This is a genomic window from Pantoea sp. SGAir0180, assembly GCF_043546245.1.
In genome coordinates this window covers 843,066-868,671 of record NZ_CP028071.1, presented here as the reverse complement: position 1 = coordinate 868,671, position 25,606 = coordinate 843,066, and the positions used below count along the sequence as shown (strand labels likewise).

Sequence of the window (25,606 nt, the reverse complement as noted above, 5' to 3'; positions counted from 1 at the left end):
TTTACTCATGTTGATAAGGTGCGCCATGATAAGTTAAGCGTTTATACTGATGTCACATTTTGTCAGGAGTCACGATTCAATGAATGCACAACCACAGAACCCTCAGCACAATGTCGATGCACAGGAAATTGCCAAGTTCGAGGCCGTTGCCTCGCGCTGGTGGGATCTGGAGGGCGAATTTAAACCGCTGCACCGTATTAATCCCCTGCGGCTGGGCTACATTGCGCAACACAGTCACGGGCTGTTCGGTAAAAAAGTGCTCGATGTCGGCTGTGGTGGCGGTATCCTGGCGGAAAGCATGGCCCGGGAAGGTGCAATCGTCACCGGGCTGGATATGGGCGCGGAGCCACTTGAGGTGGCACGACTGCATGCGCTGGAGAGCGGCGTGACGCTCGACTATGTGCAACAAACGGTCGAGGAGCATGCCAGCCAGCATGCAGGCCAGTACGATGTGGTGACCTGCATGGAGATGCTTGAGCACGTGCCGGATCCACGTTCAGTGGTGCACGCCTGCGCGCAGCTGGTTAAACCCGGTGGCGAGGTGTTCTTCTCGACCATTAACCGTAATCCCAAAGCCTGGCTGATGGCGATTTTCGGTGCGGAATATGTCCTGCGCATGGTGCCGCGTGGGACGCATGATGTGAAGAAATTTATCCGTCCCTCTGAGCTGCTGGGTTGGGTGGATGAAACCCCACTGCGTGAACGCAACATGACGGGCCTGCACTACAACCCGCTTACCGATCGGTTCCGTCTGGGCAAAGGTGTGGACGTGAACTACATGATCCACACGCATCACGGCGAGGCGTAATTCCTGTGCAGCGTGCGGCTTTGCCCACGCTGCTGTCATCCCACTGTCATCACAAAACGCTATCCTCCCTGCCGCTACGCATTAAGCCCTGTGGCACGACGGCTATGGCTCAAAACAGGCTTTCGCATAGACCAATGCTGGAAAAAGTCGCGCAATGTTTGAAAAATCAGCGGTCGATCATAAATCGCAATATTTTCTCAGACTGGTTGACAAGACCTGCGGCCTTACGAGACGCGGCCTAAGAAAACCCGCAGAAAATACAACCCCCGCAGACATCATTTTTTCCTCTTGTTAAGCGCCAGCAAAATACTAGAATAAGCCTCCATATTGTTATACTTATCTTCGACAACCCCAAGATGTAGTGTTTATCCACAACATTATTCACAATGAATATGCTGTGTATAAATCGGGATTTCTTTTAATTATTGGATACTCACGCAAAGGTAAAAACGCGACATGAACCAAAGTCTGCTCGTTACTAAACGCGATGGCCGCCAGGAGCGCATTGATCTCGACAAAATTCACCGTGTCCTCGACTGGGCAGCTGAAGGGCTGAACAATGTGTCGGTTTCACAGGTAGAGCTGCGTTCCCACATTCAGTTTTATGATGGCATCAAAACCTCTGACATCCATGAAACGATCATCAAGGCCGCTGCAGACCTTATTTCTCGCGATGCTCCTGACTATCAGTACCTTGCCGCCCGTCTGGCGATCTTCCACCTGCGTAAAAAAGCGTACGGCCAGTTTGAGCCGCCCGCGCTGTACGATCAGGTCGTTAAGATGGTTGACCTGGGTAAATACGATCGCCATCTGCTGGAAGACTACAGCCGTGAAGAGTTCGAGCAGATGGACGGCTTCATCGACCACTGGCGCGACATGAATTTCTCCTACGCGGCCGTGAAACAGCTGGAAGGCAAATATCTGGTTCAGAACCGCGTCTCCGGTGAGATCTACGAAAGCGCCCAGTTCCTGTACATTCTGGTGGCGGCCTGCCTGTTCTCAGGCTATCCGCGTGCGACCCGGATGGATTACATCAAGCGTTTCTACGATGCGATTTCCACGTTTAAAATCTCCCTGCCGACGCCAATCATGTCGGGAGTGCGAACGCCAACCCGTCAGTTCAGCTCCTGTGTCCTGATTGAATGTGGCGACAGCCTGGATTCCATCAACGCGACCTCCAGCGCTATTGTGAAATACGTTTCACAACGCGCAGGTATTGGTATTAACGCGGGTCGTATCCGCGCGCTGGGCAGCCCGATTCGCGGCGGTGAAGCTTTCCATACCGGTTGTATCCCGTTCTACAAGCACTTCCAGACGGCGGTGAAATCCTGTTCGCAGGGCGGCGTCCGTGGCGGCGCAGCAACGCTGTTCTATCCGATGTGGCATCTGGAAGTGGAAAGCCTGTTAGTCCTGAAAAACAACCGTGGTGTGGAAGGTAACCGCGTGCGTCACATGGACTACGGTGTGCAGCTCAACAAAATGATGTACCAGCGCCTGCTGAAGGGCGAGGACATCACGCTGTTTAGCCCGTCAGACGTACCTGGCCTGTACGATGCGTTCTTTGCCGATCAGGACGAATTTGAACGTCTTTACACCAAATACGAACAAGACAGCAGCATTCGTAAGCAGCGTGTGAAAGCGGTGGATCTGTTCTCGCTGATGATGCAGGAACGCGCCTCTACCGGCCGTATCTACATCCAGAACGTTGACCACTGCAACACACACAGCCCGTTTGACGCCAGTATTGCGCCAGTGCGCCAGTCGAACCTGTGTCTGGAAATTGCGCTGCCAACTAAACCGCTCAATGACGTCAACGACGAAAACGGTGAGATTGCGCTCTGTACGCTGTCAGCATTTAACCTTGGTGCGATTGACAGCCTGGACGATCTGGAAGAGCTGGCCACGCTGGCTGTACGCGCGCTGGATGCACTGCTGGATTATCAGGATTACCCGATTCCGGCCGCGCAACGGGGTGCGATGGGTCGTCGTACGCTGGGCATTGGCGTCATTAACTTTGCTTACTACCTGGCGAAGCACGGCGTGCGCTACTCCGACGGCAGCGCGAATGGCCTGACGCACAAAACCTTTGAAGCCATTCAGTACTACCTGCTGAAAGCCTCAAATGAGCTGGCTAAAGAGCAAGGCGCCTGCCCGTGGTTCAATGAAACCACCTATGCACAGGGCGTGCTGCCGATTGATACCTACAAGAAAGATCTGGATGCGATTTGCAACGAGCCGCTGCACCTGGACTGGGAAACCCTGCGCGAGCAGATTAAAACCCACGGCCTGCGCAACTCGACGCTTTCTGCCCTGATGCCGTCTGAAACCTCGTCGCAGATTTCAAACGCCACCAACGGTATCGAACCGCCGCGCGGCCATATCAGTATTAAAGCATCTAAAGACGGTATCCTGCGTCAGGTGGTGCCGGAATATGAGCGTCTTAAAGATCAGTACGAACTGCTGTGGGATATGCCGTCCAATGATGGCTACCTGCAACTGGTTGGCGTAATGCAGAAATTCATCGATCAGGCGATTTCGTCAAATACAAACTACGATCCGTCGCGCTTCCCGAATGGCAAAGTGCCGATGAAGCAACTGCTGAAAGATCTGCTGACCGCCTACAAGTTCGGCGTGAAAACGCTCTACTACCAAAACACCCGTGATGGTGCAGAAGATGCGCAGGACGATCTGGCACCTTCTATTCAGGATGATGGCTGCGAAAGCGGCGCCTGTAAGATCTGACGGTCGGGCGGGAGCCTTTCCCGCCCACATTTTTCCGCGAGGCCGGTGCTGAGCCTCGTCTACCATGGACAGTTTTTTATGGCTTACTCCACTTTTTCACAAAACAAAAATGACCAGCTGAAAGAGCCTATGTTTTTCGGTCAGTCCGTTAACGTGGCGCGCTTTGACCAGCAGAAATACGATATCTTTGAAAAACTGATCGAAAAGCAGCTTTCGTTCTTCTGGCGTCCTGAAGAAGTCGATGTCTCACGCGATCGCATCGACTACCAGGCCCTGCCCGATCATGAAAAGCATATCTTCATCAGCAACCTGAAATACCAGACGTTGCTGGACTCGATTCAGGGACGCAGCCCGAACGTGGCACTGCTGCCGCTGATCTCGATTCCGGAACTGGAAACCTGGATCGAAACCTGGGCGTTCTCCGAAACGATCCACTCTCGCTCGTACACCCACATCATTCGCAACATCGTGAACGATCCGTCTGTGGTATTTGACGATATCGTCACCAACCAGCAGATTCTGGCGCGTGCGCAGGACATCTCTAAATACTACGATGACCTGATTGAGATGACTAACTACTGGCATTTGCTGGGTGAAGGTACGCATCAGGTCAATGGTAAGTCCATTACGGTTAATGTGCGCGCGCTGAAAAAGCAGCTGTATATTTGCCTGATGAGCGTCAATGCGCTGGAAGCGATCCGCTTCTACGTCAGCTTTGCCTGCTCTTTTGCGTTTGCTGAGCGAGAACTGATGGAAGGCAACGCCAAAATCATCAAGCTGATTGCACGCGACGAAGCTCTGCATCTGACCGGCACCCAGCACATGCTGAATCTGCTGCGCACCGGTGAAGACGATCCTGAAATGAAAGAAATTGCCGCCGAATGCCGTGAAGAGTGCTTCGAGCTGTTTAAGAAAGCGGCCTTACAGGAGAAAGAGTGGGCAGATTACCTGTTCAGCGGCGGCTCCATGATCGGTCTGAACAAAGATATCCTGTGCCAGTATATCGAATACATCACCAACATTCGTATGCAGGCGGTTGGCCTCGATCTGCCGTTCGAAACGCGCTCGAACCCGATACCCTGGATCAACGCCTGGCTGGTGTCCGATAACGTTCAGGTTGCCCCGCAGGAAGTGGAAGTCAGTTCTTACCTGGTGGGTCAGATTGATTCAGAAGTGGGCGAAAACGACTTCGACGACTTCCAGTTATAACGATGAGCCGTTCTGTTGTTATTCTGCGCAGTTCCGGCACCCGACTGGAGTGCGCAGACGATCATCCTAATCTGTTGACCATGCTGGAAGCCAACAACCTGTGCGTGGAGTTTCAGTGCCGGGAAGGTTACTGCGGCTCCTGCCGTATGCGGTTACTGCGCGGCGAGGTCGACTACGCGGAAACCCCGCTGGCCTTTATTGAACAGGGGGAGATCCTGCCCTGCTGCTGTAAGGCGAAAGGTGAAATCGAGCTTGAACTCTAGTGGCTGAGCCAAAGCGTTTAAAAAAACCGTCATCCCAACCGAATGACGGTTTTTTTTCGCCGGGTGCTGACTCAGGGGATACGGGCAATGACTTTGATTTCAAAATCGAATCCTGCCAGCCAGTTAACGCCGACCGCCGTCCAGTTAGGATAAGGTGGCTGCGGAAATATCGCTTTTTTCACTTCCATAATGGTAGCGAACTGCGTTTCAGGGTCGGTATGAAACGTGGTGACATCAATAAGATCATCGAACGAACAGCCTGCCGCCGCCAGTGTCTGGCGCAGATTCTCAAAGGCCAGTTGCACCTGAGCAGCAAAATCCGGTTCAGGCGATCCGTCCGTGCGACTGCCAACCTGACCCGAGACGAACAGCAGGTCGCCCGAGCGGATCGCAGCGGAATAGCCATGCCTTTCATACAGCGCATGACGGCCCGCCGGGAAAATTGCTTCACGATTGCTCATTGTTTTACCCTCTGGTGAGTTGTTATCAGGAAATCATGCGCCTCATGACGACATGATTTAATATACTTCCCGTATGTGAAATAAAACACACATACGCCCCGTATGTCAATTTCAGATACGCAACGTATACGAAAAGGAGAGAACCATGGCAGGACGACCTCGTGCGGTCACAATGGAAGAAAATCGCCTTAAACTGATTGCCGCCGCACGTAAAGCCTTTGCCGAAAAGGGGTTTGCTGCCGCGTCCATGGATGAGCTGACGGCGAGCGTTGGTCTAACGCGCGGTGCGCTTTATCACAATTTTGGTGATAAACGTGGCCTTCTCGCCGCTGTGGTCGCGGAAGTCGACAGTGAAATCGCCCAGCGTGCAAAAGCGCGCGCGGCCAGTGCGGGCGACAGCTGGAACCAGTTGCTGGCGGAAGGTATCGCCTATATCGAGATGGCGCTGGACCCCGAAGTGCAGCGTATTGTATTACTGGATGGCCCGGCCTTTCTTGGCGATCCCTCCCTGTGGCCCAGCCAGAACGCCTGCCTGACCGCAACCCAGCATGCACTGGAGGAGATGGTCACGAGCGGCGTGCTGAAGCCCGTGGATGTTGAAGCCGCTGCCCGCTTGCTGAATGGTGCGGCGTTTACTGCCGCCTTGTGGGTGGCCGCCAGCGCCGAGCCCCAGGCCACGCTGGCTAAAGTCACGGCGACCTTTACCGTGCTGGCGACGGGGCTACGGCGCTAAACAGCGTGTTAGTTGAGGAAAGGCGGGGAACAGAAAAGAAGGCGGTCGGTGCCGTTTGGCACCGGTCCGTATTTTTAATGCTTAATAGTTTCAAGCACATCAATCCAGCCGTGCCCTGTGCTGACCTCGCTGCCGTGTAACCAGCGCCGCAGCATGTTCATTGCCATCATCGCCACCACTTTCTGACGGGTTTCCAGGTTGTGACGACCACTATTGAATTTAACACGTTGTCCCCAGGTCGCTTCCGGTGTATGGAGCGCCACAGAGATCGCGTCTTCGCTCAGGCTGCCGACGGACAGGGCAAGCTGAGTCTGCAAGCGCGTCGCCAGTGCCTGGGTGCGCATGACCTGAACATCCAGACTCTCGTCCTGCTGCGGCAGAATTTCGCTGGCGCTCAGGGGCACGTCAGCCGAAGCCAGTTGCCAGTAAAGTAACCCTGCGGTGTACTGTTCGCTGATCGCCAGCCGCCAGTGACGTTGATGCAGTTCCCGCGCCAGCAGTGCAGGCAGCCCCTCAGTGCCTTCAAATATCGTACACTCGGCCAGCAACAAACGTACCTGCTGCCAGACCTGCTCCATCGCGACGCGCTGTTCGGCTGGCCCCGTAAGTTTGATTTCGATAATCGGCATGGAAGAACGGTAGCCCATCAGCACGTTCTCCGGCAGCGGCAAGGGTTCAAGTTCATTCGCAATGTCGCTTTCTCCCCGGCCAAAGGTGGTCAGCCGCAGGCAAACGGGCGGTTCAGGCAGGTCGAACTTCGCTTTCAGACGCGGAATGATTTGTTGTTCGACCATCACCTTGAATTCAGAGGGAACGCCTGGCGTAAAGAACATCCAGCAGCGATTGAGTTGCAGTGCAAAGCCACAGGCGGTGCCGACCGGGTTATCCAGCATTTCGGCGTTAGCGGGAATTTCTGCCTGTTTACGGTTGCTCTCAGCCATAACCCGTCCGCGGCTGGCGAACCAGGCTTCCATCGTTTCCAGCCAGGCTTCCTGCATCACCAGCCCTACCCCGCTCGCTTTGGCCGCGGCCTGGGCGCTAAGGTCGTCAGTGGTTGGCCCCAGTCCACCATTCACGATGAGCACGTCCGCCTCAAGACTGCGGGCCTTTAGCGTTTCCACCAGCGACGACATTGCGTCACCCACCGTAGTCCGGCTGGTCATCGGCAGCCCGTGTTGAAATAACACATCAGCCAGCCAGGCGGCGTTGGTATCGACGATTTGTCCATGTAACACTTCATCGCCCGTGGACAGCATTTCAACTCTTATCACATTCATTCTCCTTGTGCCTGTCGCTTTACTTTAGAAAGCCCCTGAACAAAACACAATCTGCGGGCAGGAATTAACCGGGTAACGGCATTTTCAGGCAGGTGACAGAAGTGCGGAAGAACCAGAAAGGGAGAACGGACAGGACAGCGCCTGCCCGTTTTAGGCGATTGAGATTAGCGACGCGCCAGCAGCAGGCCTAATACCAGCCCTGCAGTAGCACCGATGCCAATGCCCTGCCACGGTTTTTCATGGACGTAATCATCAGCACGGTACGCGGCCTGTTTGGCACGGTAGTAATAGCTATCCGAGGCCTGGCTGACACGTGATTTAACATCTTCCAGCGCGCGTTCAGCTTTGGTTTTCAGTTCGATATATTTCTGATCGGCCGGATCACCTGATGACTTCAGCACTTCTTCCAGCGTTTCAGTCAGCAGTGCGATATCGTCGTCATAGCCCGTGTCGAAAGATTCAGTCTGTTTTACCATCATTTCCTCCATGTGAATTGCAATGCACCTGGTTAACTATAGCCATAAATGAGGGCTTTGCGCGGCCCCTTACCAGGAATCACCTGAAAATCGGCGCAAGGAAAGCGCACGCGCGTCAACTTATGGCAGGCTGTGATTACGCAAAGAAGTGTAAGAGATAACTTGCTTAAAGCAATTTCGCTTCGTTTATTTGATTTATCTGATAAATTTTCAGCGAACTGAATTTTTCTCTAAGCCGTCTGTCGTACCCTGCTGTTGCCTGTAATAATCAGGCTCTGTGCTTCGACACGACAGTCACAACAAACTCGAAAAGCTAAGGAATGATCTCCGGCATGAATCGAAGAATGTTTATGAAAGCGTCAATGGCCTTCTCCGCGGTGAGCGGTATGACAGGCTTATCAACGCTATTCGCGCAATCCGCCTGGGCAGATGATGGCATTGCTGACGGAATCGCAGTGCGCTTCGATTTCGACGAGTTAAAAAAGAACGCGGCCGCACTGGCCAAAAAGCCGTGGGGTGGTCCACCGGGCCCGCTGCCGCAAACGCTGGCTAACCTGACGCCGCAGGCTTACAACGATATTCAGTACGATGCTAATCACTCGCTGTGGAACAACATTCCGAATCGCGAGCTTGATGTGCAGTTTTTCCACGTCGGCATGGGCTTTAAACGCCGCATCCGCATGTTTTCCGTCGACAGTGCCAGCCGTGAGGCACGCGAAATCCACTTCCGCACCGAGCTGTTTAACTACAACGATGCGAAAGTCGACACTAAGCAGCTGGAAGGCAAAACCGATCTGGGGTTTGCGGGCTTCCGTGCCTTTAAAAAACCTGAACTGGCCCGCCGCGATATCGTCTCCTTTCTCGGTGCCAGCTACTTCCGTGCTGTCGATGATACTTACCAGTACGGCCTGTCCGCGCGTGGCGTCGCCATTAACACTTTCAGTAATGGCCAGGAAGAGTTTCCGGACTTTACAGCGTTCTGGTTTGAAACGCCGAAAGCCGAAGACACAACCTTCACCTGCTATGCCTTACTGGATGGGGCCAGCATCACCGGCGCATACAAGTTTGTGATTCACTGCGAAGCCGAACGCGTGGTGATGGACATTGAGAATCATCTCTTTGCCCGCAAGGATATTCGTCAGTTAGGCATTTCGCCGATGACCAGTATGTTCAGCTGCGGCACCAACGAGCGTCGGATGTGTAACACCTACCATCCCCAGATTCACGACTCCGATCGTCTGGCAATGTGGAGCGGGAAAGGGGAATGGATTGCCCGTCCGCTGAATAACCCTCAGCGTCTGCAGTTCAACGCCTACGAAGATGAAAACCCGCGTGGTTTTGGTCTGCTTCAGCTTGATCATGACTTTGAGAATTATCAGGACGTGATTGGCTGGTATAACAAACGGCCAAGCCTGTGGGTGGAACCGGTTGGTAAGTGGGGTAAAGGTGCCATCAACCTGATGGAAATCCCCACGACCGGTGAAACGCTCGATAACATCGTCTGCTTCTGGCAGCCCGCCGAACCGATCAAAGCGGGCAACGCGTTCAGCTTTTCGTACAAACTCTACTGGAGCGCACTGCCGCCCGTACAGAGCCAACTGGCGCGTGTGGATGCAACCCGCACCGGCATCGGCGGCTTCCCCGAAGGCTGGGCGCCAGGCGAGCACTTCCCGGATGTGTGGTGCCGCCGTTTTGCTGTCGACTTTATCGGCGGCGATTTGCAGGCCGCCGCACCAAAGGGCATTGAACCGGTGATTACCGTGTCCTCCGGCACCTTTAAGCAGGTTGAGATTCTGTATGTTGAGCCGATCAAAGGGTACCGTATCCTCTTTGACTGGTATCCTGACAGCGACAGCGTACAACCCGTTGAGATGCGTCTGTTCCTGCGCACCAAAGACGAAACGCTGAGCGAAACGTGGCTCTATCAGTATGTGCCGCCCCCGCCAGACCAGCGTAAATACGTTGACGATCGCCAGATGACCGTCAGCTAACACGGCCATCTCACGGCATAATGCATCTCATGCCTGGCGCCGGGATGCATTTTTTTTGCGTACGTGAAAAGAACACGCGACAGGCTGAGGGAGGAATAAAACCGTCAGGCCGTTAGCGCGGTTTATTTCCCCCCTGCTCTGCGCATATCAATATGGGGAATACCGTCCTCAAGGTAGCTGTCGCTGACCGCGACAAAACCGTGACGCTGATAAAACCCCGCAAGATGCGCCTGGGCAGAAAGAAACTGTGCATGCCCTGGCCAGTGCTGTTCACAGCTGGCTATCGCCTGCATCATCAACTGGTTACCTAAATTCAGGCCACGGGCTTTGCTGGAGATGATGACGCGCCCAATTTTTACCTCTGTCTCGGCGCGCCGGGGCGACAGGATGCGCGCATAGGCCAGCAGGTCATCCTGCGCCATGCCGAGGAGGTGACGATTCTCGCCCTGCAAATCCTGACCATCCACATCCAGATAGGCGCACTGCTGCTCCACTACGAAGACTTCACAGCGCAACGCCAGTACTGCATAAAGCTGCGGGACGCTTAATGCCTGCTGGTGCAGATCCAGCCAACTGATATGCATGTCTCATCCTCATTCAATAACCGACCCCTCACTGTAGCCTGCTAGCGGCTTTGCAGCCAGTGTTGATAACGCGCAGGCCAGGCCATGGTGGGTGTGCCGGGTTTCCCCATACCAAAACCGTGCCCGCCGGTTGGGTAGCGGATCATCTCCACATTTACGTGATGTTGCTGACAGGCTCGCGCCATGATCAGCGTGTTGTGGGGATCGGATATCGGGTCATCTTCGGCCTGCACCAGAAAAAAAGGCGGTGATGCTGCTGTCACCGTATTCTGCACCGACCAGGCGGCTTCTTCTGCCGCCGTAGGATGCGCCCCCAGCAAAACGCGGTGAGTGGATGTGTGCGTATAAGGCGCTTCCAGCGTAATGACGGGATAAATCAGCGCGGCACCGTCAACCTGAACAGGTGCGCTGTCCTGTGCCTCTGTCACCGCCCCCATGCGCGCACCCATCGGGCTGATGGCCATCCCGAGCAAATGCGCACCGGCCGAAAACCCCAGCACCGTTAACCCTGTTGCCTGTGCTTTGACCAGTTGCAGGGCACGCAGCGCATCCTGCAGGGCAACCCGGTTACCATCGCCCCAGTGTTCGGACGGCAGACGATAACGTAATATCGCCGCAGTGTAGCCGCGCGCCGTTAACCAGCGAGCCGCGGGCCAGGCTTCTTTTGCCATTTCTATCCGTTTATAGCCGCCACCGCCGGCGATCAGGACAACATGACCGTTCCCCATGCCCGGTCGTAAGACGGTTAAGGTGGGTACGGCGATATGACGCTCTGCGCCTGAAGGCGATGTCTCAACCGGCCCCTCTGGCCCGCCACCGCCGGGTGGCGTGCCGGGCCAGAGGGGAATAACGGTTTGGGCGACAGCGGCCTGCGCGGCGAATGACAGTGTGCTTTTTGCCGTCAGCAGCGTTGCGGTACACCCCAGCAGAAAATGTCGGCGATCCATAAGCAATGCTCCCCCTTATCTGTTCGCCCCATTTCAGCACGAAACTGTGGAAACAGAATGAAGATGCAGAATGAAAACGAAGAGAAAAGCGGACGCGACGTGATATTGCGAAGGCTATGCAAAAATCACCTGTGTCGATTTTCAGACAAAAAAATCAGGCCCGAAGGCCTGATTGATCGCAACAGCGTGACATTACATCAGCGGCTGGGCCATCTGCACCAGTCTGATTAACGGCTGCGGATAAACGCCCAGCACCAACACCAGAATCGCGGAGATCAAGACAACCACGCCACCGGCGGTGAAGGCCCAGTTGGCTGGCGTATCGCGGCTCAGCAATTCAGGCGGGCTGAGATAAAGACTGACGGTAACGCGCAGATAGTAGTAAAGACCAATCGCACTGCCGACCACCACCGCACCGGTCAACCACCACAGGTTGGCGCTCACGCCAGAGGCAATCACGTAGAATTTACCGATAAAGCCCAGCGTCATGGGGATACCCGCCAGCGACAGCATCATCACGGTCATTACGGCCGACAGAATCGGACGGTGCCAGAACAGCCCGCGATAGGAGTAAAGCGAATCGGCATCCGGGCCACGATAAGGACTGGACATCAGGCTTACCACACCAAACGCGCCGAGGCTGCTGAACAGGTAACCGGCCAGGTAAACCCCTGCGGTTTCCAGCGACAGCTGATGATCTTTCACCGCAATCAGCGCGACCAGCAGATACCCCAGATGCGCAATGGAAGAGTAACCCAGCAGGCGCTTGATATTGCTTTGCGAAATCGCCATCAGGTTACCGAACAGGATGGAGACAAAGGCAATCACGGCCAGTACCGTCCGTACGGCTTCGCTGTCGGTCACCGGCGCGTACATAAACAGGCGCATGATAACACCGAAGATCGCAATTTTGCTGGCGGTAGCAAGGAAAGTAGAAACCGGTGCGGGTGCGCCCTGATAAACGTCCGGCGTCCACAGATGGAATGGCACCAGTGACAGTTTAAAGCCCAGACCGATAATCAACATGCCCAGACCGACCAGCAGCAGCGGCTCCTGAATCATGCTGTCCGTCAGACTTTTACCCAGGCTGACGAAGCCCAGGTTGCCCGAGTCAGCGTAAATCAGCGCGATACCAAACAGCAGGAAAGACGATGCCGCCGCCGACAGGATGGTGTATTTCAGGGCCGCTTCCAGCGAACGTTTCTGACGGAAGGCGTAACCAATCAAACCAAACAACGGCAGTGACAGCAGTTCAATCCCGATAAACAGTGATGCAAGGTGGTTAGACGCTGACAACACGATACCGCCCAGTGCAGCAATCAGAACCAGCAGATAAAACTCGTCCTTGTTGTCCGGGAACGTGGCCAGCCACGGATAGGCAAAAGTACAGGTTGCCAGGCTGGCGAGCATCACCAGGGCGGTATAGAACATCGAATACGCGTCTACACGCAGCAGCGGCGTGACATCCATCGCGCCAACCTGACCGACAAAATACAGTGACAGCAGCGCCAGGTTCAGGCCAACCACTGTTAGCGTGGCGTTAACAAAGTGGTTGCGTCGCCAGGCAATGGACAGCATCACAACCACCACCGTCAATCCGACGATTAACAGCGGCAGCAACGCGATCAATTGTTGAGGAGTTATTGTCATGGCGAATTACGGCCTTGTAGTTGAAATTGAAGCGGTAAACCACTGCTGAATATTGCTCATTGCAGCATGTGAGGTATCCAGAATCGGCTGAGGATAAACACCCAGCAGCACCAGCAGGACCACGAGCACCCCAATGGTCAGGAATTCACGCGCCGACATGCCCGGCAGCAGATCTTTCGATTTCGCTTCACCGTAGTAGGCACGTTGCATCATCACCAGCGAATAGACCGAGGCGAAAACCAGGCCAAAGGTCGCAATCACGATAATGACCGGAACGATCTGGAAACTGCCGGTCAGGATCATGAATTCCCCGACGAAGTTACCCGTACCTGGCATACCCAGATTGGCGACAGCAAAGAACAGGGATAACCCTGGAATCCATTTGATGCGCGACCACAAACCGCCCATCTGACGCATATCACGGGTATGCAGACGTTCGTAAAGCTGTCCGCACAGGATAAACAGCGCCGCTGCTGACAGGCCGTGCGCGATCATCTGTACAACCGCGCCCTGGAAGGCCAACTGGCTACCGGTGTAAATCGCAATCAGGACAAAGCCCATGTGCGAAATCGAGGTGTAAGCAATCAGGCGTTTGATATCCGTCTGCGAGAACGCCATCCAGGCACCGTAGAAAATCCCGATAATCCCTAACCACATCGCGATCGGTGCAAACTCTGCCGAGGCGTTTGGAAACAGCGGCAGGCTGAAGCGCAGTAAGCCGTAGGCGGCGGTTTTCAGCAGGATACCCGCCAGGTCAACTGAACCTGCGGTCGGAGCCTGACTGTGCGCATCAGGCAGCCAGCCATGAAGCGGGACAACCGGCATTTTCACCGCAAACGCGATGAAGAAGCCCAGCATCAGCAGGTACTCCACGGTGTGCGACATTGGCGTCTTCAGCAACTGCTCGTAGTTGAACGTCCAGACGCCCGTGGCGTTGTAGTGAACAAACACCAGCGCCAGAATAGCAATCAACATCACCAGACCGGATGCCTGAGTATAAATAAAGAATTTGGTCGCGGCGGTAATACGGGTTTTACCGTCCGATGCTTTATGTCCCCACAGCGCGATGAGGAAGTACATCGGCACCAGCATCATTTCCCAGAAGAAGAAGAACAGGAACATGTCAATGGCGAGGAACACGCCGATAACGCCGCCCAGGATCCACATCAGGTTCAGATGAAAGAAGCCCTGATACTTTTCAATTTCGTTCCAGGAACACAGCACTGCCATCAGGCCGAGCAGTCCGGTCAGCACCACCATTAACAGCGAAAGGCCATCAAGCGCTAAATGGAAATTAATGCCGAAACGGGGAATCCAGGGTACTGAGAAGCTCGATTGCCACTGCGGAATACCCGCTGCCTGCGTCAGTGAATAGCCCCCCTGCAACCAGAGTTGCAGCGAGAGCGCCAACGTCAGCCCCATGGTGATCAGTGCGATCCAGCGAGGCACCTTCGCGCCGAAGCGCTCGGTGAGCCAGCAGACGAAACCACCGAAGAAGGGTATGAAAATTAGCCAAGGTAATAACACGGCATACTTCCCTTTTTTTTGTCCTGGCTCGGGCTATCTCACTTACCCGTTTCGCCCCCGGCAGTGCTCGCAATCCTCACGTACTTCAGTACGCTCCGGTTGCTGTGCGCTGGCGGTGGCAAAACGGACTGCGCCGATTACGCCCTTACATCAGACAATCTTTGACATTCTTAATGGGTAAGTTTTCACACCTACCCGCTCATCAATCTTTAAATTACCAGCAGCAGCGCCAGCACAACGACGGCACCAACGCTCATCGACGCGACATACCAGCGCAAATACCCGTTTTCACTGACCACCAGACCTTTATTGGCGATACGTGAAATCAACGCAGGCAGGTTCATCAGGCCGTTAAAAGGATCGCGTTTTAACAACCACGCAATGCCCAGATACGGTTTGACAAAGACTTTGTCGTAGAGCCAGTCAAAGCCCCAGGCGGCGAACCACCAGGTGCCGAAGAAACGGCCCGGCGCACTGTTGGCCACGCTGCTGACCAGCTGACGCTTGCCCAGCCAGAGGGCAGCGGCGATAACGATGCCCGCAACCGCGACCAGGCCGGACGCGATCTCCAGCGTGACTTTACCGTTCTCACCAAACTCATTGGCCGGTAAAACGCCCGCCAGCGGTGGGGTAATTAATGCACCCACAAACGTTGAGAGCACCAGCAACACAATCAGTGGCAGATGATGGGTAATGCCTTTGCCCGCGTGTGCATGGATTTTCTCTTCGCCGTGGAAGACGATAAAGATCATGCGGAAGGTGTAGATTGAGGTCAGGAACGCCCCTACCAGACCCGCGACCATCAGGTTCAGATGGCCGTTCGCCAGTGCACCAAACAGGATTTCATCTTTACTGTAGAAACCGGCGGTAATCAGCGGCAATGCGGCCAGGGCAGCACCGCCGACCAGGAAGCAGGTGTACACCAGTGGGATGCTTTTACGCAGTCCGCCCATCTTAAAGATGTTCTGCTCGTGGTGGCAGGCCAGGATAACCGAACCTGAGGACAGGAACAGCAAGGCTTTAAAGAAGGCATGGGTCATCAGGTGGAAAATGGCGGCATCCCACGCCTGCACGCCCAGCGCCAGGAACATGTAGCCGATCTGACTCATGGTGGAGTAAGCCAGTACACGTTTGATATCCGTCTGGACCAGAGCAGCAAAACCCGCCAGTACCAGCGTAATCGCACCGATAATGCCGACCAGATGCAGCACTTCAGGCGTCAACAGGAACAGGCCGTGGGTGCGGGCAATCAGGTAAACCCCTGCCGTCACCATGGTGGCGGCGTGAATCAGCGCGGAAACCGGCGTTGGACCTGCCATCGCATCGGCCAGCCAGGTCTGAAGCGGCAGCTGCGCAGACTTACCTACTGCGCCACCCAACAGCATCAGCGTGGCCCATTGCAGCATATGGTTGTCCGCCGCAAAGTGTGCCGGAGCCAGTTCCGCCATTTCGCGGAAGTTGAGCGTACCCAGTTCGTTGTAAAGGATGAACAACGCAAATGCCAGGAAGACATCACCGACGCGCGTGATGATGAATGCCTTCATCGCCGCCTTGCCGTTTTCCGGATTGCTGTAATAGAAGCCGATCAGAAGATAGGAGCACAGCCCTACCCCTTCCCAACCCAGATACATCAGCATCAGGTTATCCGCCAGGACCAGAACAACCATGCTGGCGATAAACAGGTTGGTATAAGCGAAGAAGCGTGAATATCCCTCTTCTCCACGCATATACCACGAGGCGAACATATGGATCAGGAAGCCGACACCGGTCACCACCGACAGCATGGTGAGCGACAGGCCATCCAGCGTCAGATTGACCTGAATATTAAAATTGCCGACATGAATCCAGGTCCACAGCGCATGAGTGAAGACCTGCTGCCCGTGAGCAAAGAAGTCGAAACCCACAAACACCGTGGTGAGCGCAGCCAGCCCGACCGATCCCATGCCCACGGTCGCGGACAGGTTTTCTGACCAGCGGCCACGGGAGAACGCTAACAGCAGAAAGCCGATTAGCGGAAATAAGACAGTTAAATAGAGAAGGTTCATCCGCGCATCTCGCTCACAGTATCAATGTTCAGCGTCTGACGACGACGATAGAGCTGAAGCAGCAGGGCCAGCCCAATACTGGCTTCCGCTGCGGCGAGACTGATAGCCAGAATATACATCACCTGACCGTCAGCCTGTCCCCAGTAGCTGCCTGCAACAACCAGCGCCAGCGCCGCGGCATTAATCATGATTTCCAGGCTTATCAGCATAAACAGCAGATTACGGCGCAACACCAGCGAGGTCAGTCCCAGCACAAACAGCACTGCCGCCAGAATCAATCCATGTTGTAAGGGAATCATGCTTGCTCCTTATTCGCCTGCGCGGCATCGTTTGAACGGTTGCTCAGGACTTCGCCCTGGCGCTCTTCGCGGCCCAGGTGGAAAGCCACAACCAGGCCGGCCAGCAGCAGCATTGATGCCAGTTCAACCGCCAGCACATACGGGCCAAACAGACTGATGCCCACCGCTTTCGCATCGATAATTTTGCCGTCAATGCCCTGGTCATGTGCCGTCATGATGGCGTAGATCATCACTGCCAGCAGCAGCAACGAAACCAGGCCCGGACCAATCCACAACGACGGACTTAACCATTCACGCTCCTGTTTCTGTGTGGCTTTGCCCAGGTTAAGCATCATCACAACGAACACGAACAGCACCATGATGGCGCCGGCATACACAATAATTTCCAGCGCACCTGCAAAGTAGGCACCCAGAGAGAAGAAGACGCCAGCCACCGATAACAGCGAAACGATCAGGTACAGCAACGCATGTACCGGATTAGTGTGGGTGATCACGCGCAACGTCGTCACCACCGCCACCAGTCCGCAAAGATAAAACGCAAATTCCATGCCCTGCTCCTTAAGGTAGTAAGCCTTTGACGTCGATAGGTTTCGCTTCGTTCTCTGCGTCACCCTTATCTTTACCGTCAATTGCCATACCTGCCATACGGTAGAAGTTGTACTCCGGATATTTACCCGGCCCCGAGATCAACAGGTCTTCTTTTTCGTATACCAGATCCTGACGCTTGAACTCGCCCAGTTCGAAATCCGGCGTCAGCTGGATAGCGGTAGTTGGGCAGGCCTCTTCGCACAGGCCGCAGAAAATGCAGCGTGAGAAGTTGATACGGAAGAACTCTGGATACCAGCGGCCGTCTTTGGTTTCCGCTTTTTGCAGCGAAATACAGCCTACCGGACAGGCTACCGCACACAGGTTACAGGCAACACAACGCTCTGCACCATCAGGATCGCGGGTCAACACAATACGGCCACGGTAACGCGGTGGCAGGTAGACCGGCTCTTCTGGATACATCTGGGTTTCGCGTTTCGCGAAGGCGTGCATGCCAATCATCCAGATACTGCGCACTGTCGTGCCGAAGCCTACGACAATATCTTTTAACGTCATTTGTTACCCCTTACTGCGCTGTATAAAGAATCACTGCGGCGGTCGCCAGCAGGTTCAACAGCGTCAACGGCAGACACACTTTCCAGCCGAACGACAGCACCTGGTCATAGCGTGGACGCGGAAGCGCAGCACGAATCAGGATGAACATCATCATAAAGAACGCCGTTTTCAGGGCGAACCAGATGAACGGCGGCAGGAAAGGCCCGTGCCAGCCACCAAAGAACAGCGTCACAATCAGCGCTGAAACGGTGGTAATCGCGACATATTCGCCGACAAAGAACAGACCAAATTTCATACCGGCATATTCAATGTGGTAACCGTCAGCCAGTTCCTGCTCGGCTTCGGGCTGGTCAAACGGATGGCGGTGACAAACGGCCACGCCCGCGATACAGAAGGTCACAAACCCAAAGAACTGCGGGATGATGTTCCATAGATGCGTCTGACTGTTGACGATATCGGTCATGTTGAACGAACCCGCCTGCGCTACCACGCCCATCAGTGACAGACCCAGGAACACTTCGTAACTCAAGGTCTGCGCAGAGGCACGCATCGCACCTAACAGCGAGTATTTGTTATTACTCGACCAGCCCGCAAACAGCACGGCATACACAGCCAGGCCCGCCATCATCAGGAAGAACAGCAACCCGATATTGAGATCGGTCACCACCCAGGTCGGTGAAACCGGGACGATAGCAAAGGCCAGCAGCAGGGAAACAAACGCGATGACCGGCGCCAGCGTAAAGATAAAGCGATCGGTGAACGGGGGAACCCAGTCCTCTTTAAAGAACATCTTGATCATGTCAGCAACCAGCTGCAACGATCCGCCCCAGCCCACACGGTTTGGCCCATAGCGGTTCTGAAACAGGCCGAGCAAACGACGCTCGGCGAAGCTCATAAACGCACCGCAGGCCACCACGACCAGCAAAATCACCAACGCTTTACCAATGGCGATCAGAATGTCGATAACATCCGGTGTTAACCAGCTCATTGCGCCGCCTCCTGCAGAGAATCAATTTTTGCATTCGCCAGGAAGGGCGGGACACCCGGCATACCGAGTGGAAGCCCAACCTGCCCTGCCTGCAAAGAAGCCGAGAAACGCACTGGCAAACGTACGGTTTCACCTGCACAGGTTAATTCCACCGCTGCACCGTTATTCACGCCCAGCTTCGCGGCATCTTCCGGGTTCAGAACCAGGGTTGGTGCCGACATGCGCTGCTGGATAACCGGCGCACGCTGCGTCATTTCTTCACTTCCGAATAACTGGTAGTAAGGCGCGACGCGGAACTGACCTTGCGTGGCATAGGCTTCTGGTACGCTACTAAACCAGGCAAGCTGCGCATCGCTGGCTTCGAACAAACGCACACCGGGATCGCCATGACGCAGTTTCCCGCCCACTTCATCCTGGAATTTGTTCCACGCCTGCGGTGAGTTCCAGCCTGGTGCCCACGCAAACGGAATTTGCGAACGCGGGGCGCTCGGCTGGTTGTTTCCTTCCATCGAGAAGGCAAACATGGTGTCCTGATCCTGCGGCTGACGCGGCTCGTGCACGCTGATATTCGCGCGCGCAGCAGTACGCCCACTGGCACGGTGCGGAGAACGCGCCAGCTTCTGACCACGAATACGGAAGCTGGCATCCGGCGCCGCATCCTTGATCCCTTTCAGCTGTGGCAGACTTGCCACAACGGCATCAATGACATGGTCCAGTTGCGTCCAGTCAACGTGACGGCTTTCCAGCGCGCTGTGCAGCGAGTGCAACCAGCGCCAGCTTTCCAGCATCACAATGCTGTTATCGTAGTAGGCAGGATCGTACACCTGGAAGAAGCGCTGTGCGCGGCCCTCATGGTTAATTGACGTACCGTCGCTTTCGGCAAAACTGGCGGCGGAAAGCACCAGTCCGGCTTTTTCCACCGTGGCGGTGCGCTGATGATCGACCACAATCACGTTAGCCGCATGGTTCAGCGCCGCATCGACCTGCGCTTTTGGCGCATGGCGATACAAATCGTTTTCCAGCACCACGACCGCATCGGCTTCGCCGTTCTGCAGTTGTTCCAGTGCCTGATCCAGCGTATTGCCACCCATCAGGCCCAGGCCCATGCTGTTAGCATGACCAGCCAGCAGGGTGATACCGACGTCTGCACCGCGCGCTTTCAGGGCTTTGGCCACGTTCGCGGCCGCTTCGATCATGGCACTACTGCCTGAATGCACACCGGAAATGATTAGCGGTTTTTTGGCACCGGCCAGCGCCTGTACCACCACATCCAGCTTACCGTTCAGCGCACTGTCGAAATCGCTGACGGCTGGCGCACTGTCGTCCAGCGCGTGGGCAATCGCAAAGCCAAGACGCGCCTGTTCTTCAACCGGGGCACGGTAGCTCCACGCCGCGATGTCGTCCAGACGGGTTTCATCGACGTTGGTGACAAATAACGGATGCTTAGCGTGCTGACCGATATTGAGGATCGCGGCGATCTGCCAGTCTGCGACTTTCTGCGCAGCGGCCATTTCGCGGGCTTTGCCTTTTACTGCCTGACGCACTGACAGGGCCACGCGTGCGCCAACCTGTGTCAGGTCTTCGCCTAACACCAGCACCGCGTCGTAGCTCTCGATCTCGCGCAGTGAAGGCGTATAAATGCCGCCTTCACGCAGCACTTTCAGCAGCAGTTCAAGACGCGCCTGTTCGCCCGCGGGCATACCGGTAGAGAAGTTTTCCGCACCGACCAGTTCGCGCAGAGCAAAGTTACTTTCGATGCTGGCACGCGGCGAACCAATACCAATGACGCGCTTCGCCTGACGCAGGACATCGGCTCCGGCGTTAACGGCCTGCTCGGCATTCAGCTTCACGCTGTCGTTGCCACGCAACTGGACCGGATGGCGAGGACGATCTTTCAGATTGACATAACCGTAGCCAAAGCGACCACGATCGCACAGGAAGTAGTGGTTAACGCTGCCGTTATAGCGGTTTTCGATACGACGCAGTTCGCCGTAGCGCTCACCGGGGCTGGTGTTACAGCCTACGCTGCACTGCTGACAGATGCTTGGCGCGAACTGCATATCCCATTTACGGTTATAGCGTTCGGAGTGGGTTTTATCGGTGAACACGCCGGTCGGGCAGATTTCGACCAGGTTACCGGAAAACTCGCTTTCCAGCGTGCCGTCTTCCGGACGACCAAAATACACGTTGTCGTGCGCACCATACACGCCCAGATCTTTTCCGTCGGCATAATCTTTGTAGTAACGCACGCAGCGGTAGCAGGCGATACAGCGGTTCATTTCGTGCGAGATGAACGGACCGAGATCCTGATTGCGGTGAGTACGTTTGGTGAAGCGATAGCGGCGGAAGCTGTGGCCTGTCATGACCGTCATATCCTGAAGATGACAGTTACCGCCCTCTTCACATACCGGACAGTCATGCGGGTGGTTAGTCATTAACCACTCCACCACGCTTTCACGGAACTCTTTCGCTTCGCCATCATCAATTGAGATGAAGGTGCCATCGGACGCCGGTGTCATACAGGACATGACAAGGCGGCCGCGGGTGTCTTCAGCGTTCTGGAATTGCTTCACCGCACACTGGCGGCAGGCACCCACGCTTCCCAGCGCCGGATGCCAGCAAAAATAAGGAATATCAAGGCCCAGAGACAGACATGCCTGTAGCAGGTTGTCCGCTCCGTTCACATCATATTCTTTACCGTCTACATGGATTGTAGCCATAGTGACATGCTTCCGTCAGGCTCGTCAGAAACGAGCGTTAATCAAATTCTTGCCCCTGCACACTGCAACAGGGACGGCGGCACAGGGCCAGCTCCCGTGGATAACGGCGAATTACCAGCGCGCTTTCAGCAGGTTTGGCTGAATACCGCCGATAGATCGGGTATTGCCAAACACCTGCGGCGCAATGCCGGCTTCAAACTCTTCACGGAAATATTTAATGGCGCTCTGCAGCGGCTCGACCGCACCCGGCGCGTGGGCACAGAAGGTTTTGCCCGGGCCAAGCTGGCGGCAAAGCTGCTCCAGGGTCTCAATGTCCCCCGGCTGGCCTTTTTTCTGCTCCAGCGCGCGCAGAATCTTCACGCTCCACGGCAGGCCATCACGGCATGGCGTACACCAACCGCAGGATTCGCGGGCAAAGAACTCTTCCAGGTTACGCACCAGTGAAACCATGTTGATTTCATGGTCCACGGCCATTGCCAGAGCGGTACCCAGACGGCTGCCGGCTTTACCAATGCTGGCAAATTCCATGGGCAGATCGAGGTGCTGCTCCGTTAAAAAGTCGGTCCCCGCGCCACCCGGCTGCCAGGCTTTAAAACGCAGGCCGTCGCGCATACCGCCGGCATAATCCTCAAGGATTTCGCGTGCGGTGATACCAAATGGCAGTTCCCACACGCCAGGGTTTTTCACCCGGCCGGAGAAGCCCATCAGTTTCGTACCGGCGTCGTCGCTTTTTGACAGACCTTTGTACCACTCGACGCCGTTGGCCAGAATAGCCGGCACGTTCGACAGCGTTTCAACGTTGTTCACGCAGGTCGGCTTGCCCCACACGCCCGCGCTTGCCGGGAAAGGTGGCTTGGAACGTGGGTTGGCACGGCGACCTTCCAGGGAGTTAATCAGTGCCGTTTCTTCACCGCAGATATAACGTCCCGCACCGGTGTGGACGAACAGTTCAAAATCAAAACCGGTACCCAGAATGTTTTTGCCCAACAGGCCTGCTTCAGTGGCTTCCGCAATCGCACGACGCAGATGCACTGCGGCTTCAATGTATTCGCCGCGCAGAAAGATGTAGCCCCGGTAAGCTTTCAGGGCAAACGCACTGATTAGCATGCCTTCCACCAGCTGATGCGGCATCTGTTCCATCAGCAGGCGGTCTTTATACGTGCCAGGCTCCATTTCATCGGCGTTACACAGCAGGTAACGGATGTTCATGGATTCATCTTTCGGCATCAGGCTCCACTTCAGGCCCGTCGAGAACCCGGCACCGCCGCGCCCTTTCAGGCCGGAATCTTTTACCAGTGAGACGATTTCGTCAGGTGCCATCCCTTTCAGAGCTTTTTCCGCACCGGCATAGCCGTTTTTGCTGCGATACTCATCAAGCCATACCGGCTGCTGATCCTCGCGCATGCGCCAGGTCAGGGGATGGGTTTCAGCAGTACGAATGATCTGTTTGATTGTCATTGATACTGCTCCAGCAAAGAGGCGATGCCTTCCGGCGTCAGATGAACGTGGGTATCTTCATCCACCATCATGGTTGGACCTTTATCACAGTTACCCAGGCAACAGGTCGGCAGTAAGGTAAAGCGACCGTCGGTTGTCGTCTGGCCAGGCTTAATATTCAGGTTTTCTTCCAGTGCCGCCTGAATCCCCTGAAAACCGGTGATGTGGCACACCACGCTGTCGCAGTAGCGAATCACGTGACGGCCAACAGGCTGACGGAAAATCTGACTATAGAACGTTGCCACGCCTTCTACGTCGCTGGCAGGAATTCCTAACACTTCTGCAATCGCATGGATCGCACCGTCAGGCACCCAGCCGCGCTGCTTCTGCACAATTTTCAGTGCTTCAATGGAGGCAGCGCGCGCATCTTCGTAATGGTGTTTTTCGTGCTCAATCGCATGGTGCTCTTCCGCACTCAGCACGAAGACCTCGTTAGGGTCGATCGTTTTAATAGCAATGTGTTGATCGTGCATAATTAGCGGTCCACGTCTGACATAACAAAGTCGATACTACCGAGGTATACGATCAGGTCGGATACCAGGCTGCCACGGATTACCGATGGAATCTGCTGCAGGTGCGGGAAGCTCGGTGTACGCACACGCGTGCGGTAACTCATCGTGCTGCCGTCGCTGGTCAGGTAGTAACTGTTGATCCCTTTGGTCGCCTCAATCATCTGGAAAGATTCGTTGGCCGGCATGACCGGGCCCCAGGAAACCTGCAGGAAGTGGGTGATCAGGGTTTCAATGTGCTGCAGCGTACGCTCTTTCGGTGGCGGCGTGGTTAACGGATGATCCGCCTTAAACGGCCCTTCCGGCATGTTGTTCAGGCACTGCTCCAGGATACGCAGCGACTGCCACATCTCTTCCATTTTCAGTTGTACGCGCGTATAGGCATCACTGATGCCCGCGCCCACAGGAACCTCAAAATCGAAGTTTTCATAGCCTGAGTAGGGGCGCCATTTACGCACGTCAAAATCGAGACCCGTTGCACGTAGTGCGGCACCGGTTGTGCCCCAGGCCAGCGCTTCTTCCATGTTATAGGCAGCTACGCCCTGCGAACGGCCCATCAGTACGGTGTTGCGCAGCGCCGCTTTGTCATACTCTTTCAGACGTTTTGGCATCCAGTCCAGGAAGTCACGCAGCAGGCGTTCCCAGCCTTTCGGCAGGTCATGTGCGACGCCGCCAATACGGAACCAGGCCGGATGCATACGGAAACCAGTAATCGCCTCCACCACGTCATAAATTTTCTGACGGTCGGTAAAGGCAAAGAACACCGGCGTCATGGCCCCGACGTCCTGAATAAAGGTGGAGATGTACAGCAGGTGACTGTTGATGCGGAACAGCTCTGAAAGCATCACGCGGATTACGTTAACGCGATCGGGCACCACGATGCCGGCCAGTTTCTCTACCGCCAGCACATAAGGCATTTCGTTGACGCAGCCACCGAGGTATTCGATGCGGTCAGTGTAGGGAATATAGCTGTGCCAGGACTGACGCTCGCCCATCTTCTCGGCACCACGGTGGTGATAACCAATATCCGGAACGCAGTCGACAATCTCTTCACCATCCAGCTGCAAAATGATGCGGAACGCACCGTGCGCGGAGGGGTGGTTAGGACCCAGGTTAAGGAACATGAAGTCTTCACTGGCAGTACTGCGTTTCATGCCCCAGTCTTCTGGCTTGAACGTCAGCGCTTCCATTTCCAGATCTTCTTTCTGTTTGGTCAGCGTGAAAGGATCGAATTCGGTGGCGCGCGCAGGGTAATCCTTACGCAGCGGGTGCCCTTCCCACGTCTGCGGCATCATGATGCGGGTCAGGTGCGGGTGACCGTCAAAAGTGATGCCGAACATCTCCCAGGTTTCGCGCTCATACCAGTTCGCATTGGCGAAAATTTTCGTGATGGTCGGCACGTGCATATCGTTTTCAGACAATGCCACCTTGAGCATGATGTCGCGATTGCGTTCAATCGAAAGCAGGTGGTAGAAAACGGAAAAATCCGCGGCAGGTAATCCGGCGCGGTGGGTGCGTAAACGTTCGTCCATACCATGCAGGTCATAGAGCATGACGTAAGGCTTGGGTAATTTACGCAGGAAAGTGATGATTTCCAGTAGCTGTTCACGCTTAACCCATACCACCGGAATCCCGGTACGTGTTGCCTGAACAGTAAAGGCATCCGGCCCAAAACGATTACGCAATTCGCCAATTACCGGGTCATCCAGATGATCCCGGGTTTGCCATAGCGGCTGAGCGAGATCTTGCGTGGTCAAATCTGTCATACGTTACTCACCA

The 25,606-nt window shown here is 55.2% G+C and carries 22 protein-coding genes; 6 read left to right on the top strand and 16 right to left on the bottom strand.

Going from position 1 to position 25,606, the window contains the following annotated elements; translation table 11 throughout:
* Positions 1-79: 79 nt before the first annotated feature.
* From ubiG to yfaE, 4 genes are all read left to right on the top strand, one after another.
* Positions 80-808, top strand: a complete 729-nt coding sequence (gene ubiG / locus C1N58_RS04275; RefSeq protein ID WP_033740611.1) for a bifunctional 2-polyprenyl-6-hydroxyphenol methylase/3-demethylubiquinol 3-O-methyltransferase UbiG — start codon at positions 80-82, stop codon at positions 806-808.
* Between the two features lie 456 nt (positions 809-1,264).
* Complete coding sequence (gene nrdA / locus C1N58_RS04270; protein WP_033740614.1) at positions 1,265-3,550, top strand: class 1a ribonucleoside-diphosphate reductase subunit alpha; 2,286 nt, start codon at positions 1,265-1,267, stop codon at positions 3,548-3,550.
* Positions 3,551-3,628: 78 nt separating this feature from the next.
* Positions 3,629-4,759: a class Ia ribonucleoside-diphosphate reductase subunit beta gene (gene nrdB, locus C1N58_RS04265; RefSeq protein ID WP_006120006.1), complete on the top strand. Its 1,131-nt coding sequence runs from the start codon at positions 3,629-3,631 to the stop codon at positions 4,757-4,759.
* A 2-nt stretch (positions 4,760-4,761) separates the two neighbouring features.
* Positions 4,762-5,022, top strand: a complete 261-nt coding sequence (yfaE, locus tag C1N58_RS04260) for a class I ribonucleotide reductase maintenance protein YfaE (RefSeq protein ID WP_006120007.1) — start codon at positions 4,762-4,764, stop codon at positions 5,020-5,022.
* 71 nt (positions 5,023-5,093) lie between these two features.
* Here yfaE and C1N58_RS04255 read toward each other — a convergent pair whose 3' ends face one another.
* Positions 5,094-5,483, bottom strand: a complete 390-nt coding sequence (locus C1N58_RS04255) for a RidA family protein (protein ID WP_039339659.1) — start codon at positions 5,481-5,483, stop codon at positions 5,094-5,096.
* Positions 5,484-5,628: 145 nt separating this feature from the next.
* On the opposite strand from C1N58_RS04255, the gene C1N58_RS04250 reads away from it, so the two are divergent.
* Positions 5,629-6,216, top strand: a complete 588-nt coding sequence (locus C1N58_RS04250; protein ID WP_006120009.1) for a TetR/AcrR family transcriptional regulator — start codon at positions 5,629-5,631, stop codon at positions 6,214-6,216.
* Between the two features lie 74 nt (positions 6,217-6,290).
* Here the strand turns inward: C1N58_RS04250 and C1N58_RS04245 are convergent, their stop codons facing one another.
* Positions 6,291-7,487, bottom strand: a complete 1,197-nt coding sequence (locus tag C1N58_RS04245) for a nicotinamide mononucleotide deamidase-related protein YfaY (RefSeq protein ID WP_054687646.1) — start codon at positions 7,485-7,487, stop codon at positions 6,291-6,293.
* A 170-nt stretch (positions 7,488-7,657) separates the two neighbouring features.
* Positions 7,658-7,969, bottom strand: coding sequence for a stress response protein ElaB (gene elaB / locus C1N58_RS04240; protein ID WP_033740963.1), 312 nt, complete (start codon positions 7,967-7,969; stop codon positions 7,658-7,660).
* 332 nt (positions 7,970-8,301) lie between these two features.
* On the opposite strand from elaB, the gene C1N58_RS04235 reads away from it, so the two are divergent.
* Complete coding sequence (locus tag C1N58_RS04235) at positions 8,302-9,960, top strand: glucan biosynthesis protein D (protein ID WP_006120012.1); 1,659 nt, start codon at positions 8,302-8,304, stop codon at positions 9,958-9,960.
* 122 nt (positions 9,961-10,082) lie between these two features.
* Here the strand turns inward: C1N58_RS04235 and C1N58_RS04230 are convergent, their stop codons facing one another.
* From C1N58_RS04230 to nuoC, 13 genes are all read right to left on the bottom strand, one after another.
* On the bottom strand, positions 10,083-10,544 hold the full coding sequence (locus tag C1N58_RS04230) for a GNAT family N-acetyltransferase (RefSeq protein WP_054633423.1): 462 nt from the start codon (positions 10,542-10,544) through the stop codon (positions 10,083-10,085).
* Positions 10,545-10,585: 41 nt separating this feature from the next.
* The gene (locus C1N58_RS04225) at positions 10,586-11,491 is read right to left on the bottom strand and encodes an alpha/beta hydrolase (RefSeq protein ID WP_394564623.1); all 906 of its coding nucleotides are present in this window, start codon (positions 11,489-11,491) and stop codon (positions 10,586-10,588) included.
* Positions 11,492-11,683: 192 nt separating this feature from the next.
* Positions 11,684-13,141 carry an NADH-quinone oxidoreductase subunit NuoN gene (gene nuoN / locus C1N58_RS04220; protein ID WP_006120015.1) on the bottom strand — a complete coding sequence of 486 codons (1,458 nt, stop codon included), beginning with the start codon at positions 13,139-13,141 and terminating at the stop codon, positions 11,684-11,686.
* A gap of 6 nt (positions 13,142-13,147) precedes the next feature.
* On the bottom strand, positions 13,148-14,668 hold the full coding sequence (gene nuoM / locus C1N58_RS04215; RefSeq protein WP_394564622.1) for an NADH-quinone oxidoreductase subunit M: 1,521 nt from the start codon (positions 14,666-14,668) through the stop codon (positions 13,148-13,150).
* Positions 14,669-14,877: 209 nt separating this feature from the next.
* The gene (nuoL, locus tag C1N58_RS04210; RefSeq protein WP_394564621.1) at positions 14,878-16,713 is read right to left on the bottom strand and encodes an NADH-quinone oxidoreductase subunit L; all 1,836 of its coding nucleotides are present in this window, start codon (positions 16,711-16,713) and stop codon (positions 14,878-14,880) included.
* A complete protein-coding gene (nuoK, locus tag C1N58_RS04205; RefSeq protein ID WP_028724970.1) occupies positions 16,710-17,012 on the bottom strand; it encodes an NADH-quinone oxidoreductase subunit NuoK in 303 nt (100 codons plus the stop codon). The genes nuoL and nuoK overlap by 4 nt, the downstream gene beginning before the upstream one ends.
* Complete coding sequence (nuoJ, locus tag C1N58_RS04200; protein ID WP_006120019.1) at positions 17,009-17,560, bottom strand: NADH-quinone oxidoreductase subunit J; 552 nt, start codon at positions 17,558-17,560, stop codon at positions 17,009-17,011. Before nuoJ ends, nuoK begins: the two co-directional genes overlap by 4 nt.
* Positions 17,561-17,570: 10 nt before the next feature.
* The gene (gene nuoI / locus C1N58_RS04195; RefSeq protein WP_006120020.1) at positions 17,571-18,113 is read right to left on the bottom strand and encodes an NADH-quinone oxidoreductase subunit NuoI; all 543 of its coding nucleotides are present in this window, start codon (positions 18,111-18,113) and stop codon (positions 17,571-17,573) included.
* Positions 18,114-18,123: 10 nt separating this feature from the next.
* The gene (nuoH, locus tag C1N58_RS04190) at positions 18,124-19,101 is read right to left on the bottom strand and encodes an NADH-quinone oxidoreductase subunit NuoH (protein WP_033740629.1); all 978 of its coding nucleotides are present in this window, start codon (positions 19,099-19,101) and stop codon (positions 18,124-18,126) included.
* Positions 19,098-21,821, bottom strand: a complete 2,724-nt coding sequence (gene nuoG / locus C1N58_RS04185; RefSeq protein ID WP_054633420.1) for an NADH-quinone oxidoreductase subunit NuoG — start codon at positions 21,819-21,821, stop codon at positions 19,098-19,100. The genes nuoH and nuoG overlap by 4 nt, the downstream gene beginning before the upstream one ends.
* A gap of 111 nt (positions 21,822-21,932) precedes the next feature.
* Positions 21,933-23,273, bottom strand: a complete 1,341-nt coding sequence (gene nuoF / locus C1N58_RS04180; RefSeq protein ID WP_170317973.1) for an NADH-quinone oxidoreductase subunit NuoF — start codon at positions 23,271-23,273, stop codon at positions 21,933-21,935.
* A 2-nt stretch (positions 23,274-23,275) separates the two neighbouring features.
* The gene (gene nuoE, locus C1N58_RS04175) at positions 23,276-23,791 is read right to left on the bottom strand and encodes an NADH-quinone oxidoreductase subunit NuoE (protein ID WP_006120024.1); all 516 of its coding nucleotides are present in this window, start codon (positions 23,789-23,791) and stop codon (positions 23,276-23,278) included.
* A gap of 2 nt (positions 23,792-23,793) precedes the next feature.
* Positions 23,794-25,593, bottom strand: a complete 1,800-nt coding sequence (gene nuoC, locus C1N58_RS04170; protein WP_006120025.1) for an NADH-quinone oxidoreductase subunit C/D — start codon at positions 25,591-25,593, stop codon at positions 23,794-23,796.
* Positions 25,594-25,606 lie beyond the last annotated feature (13 nt).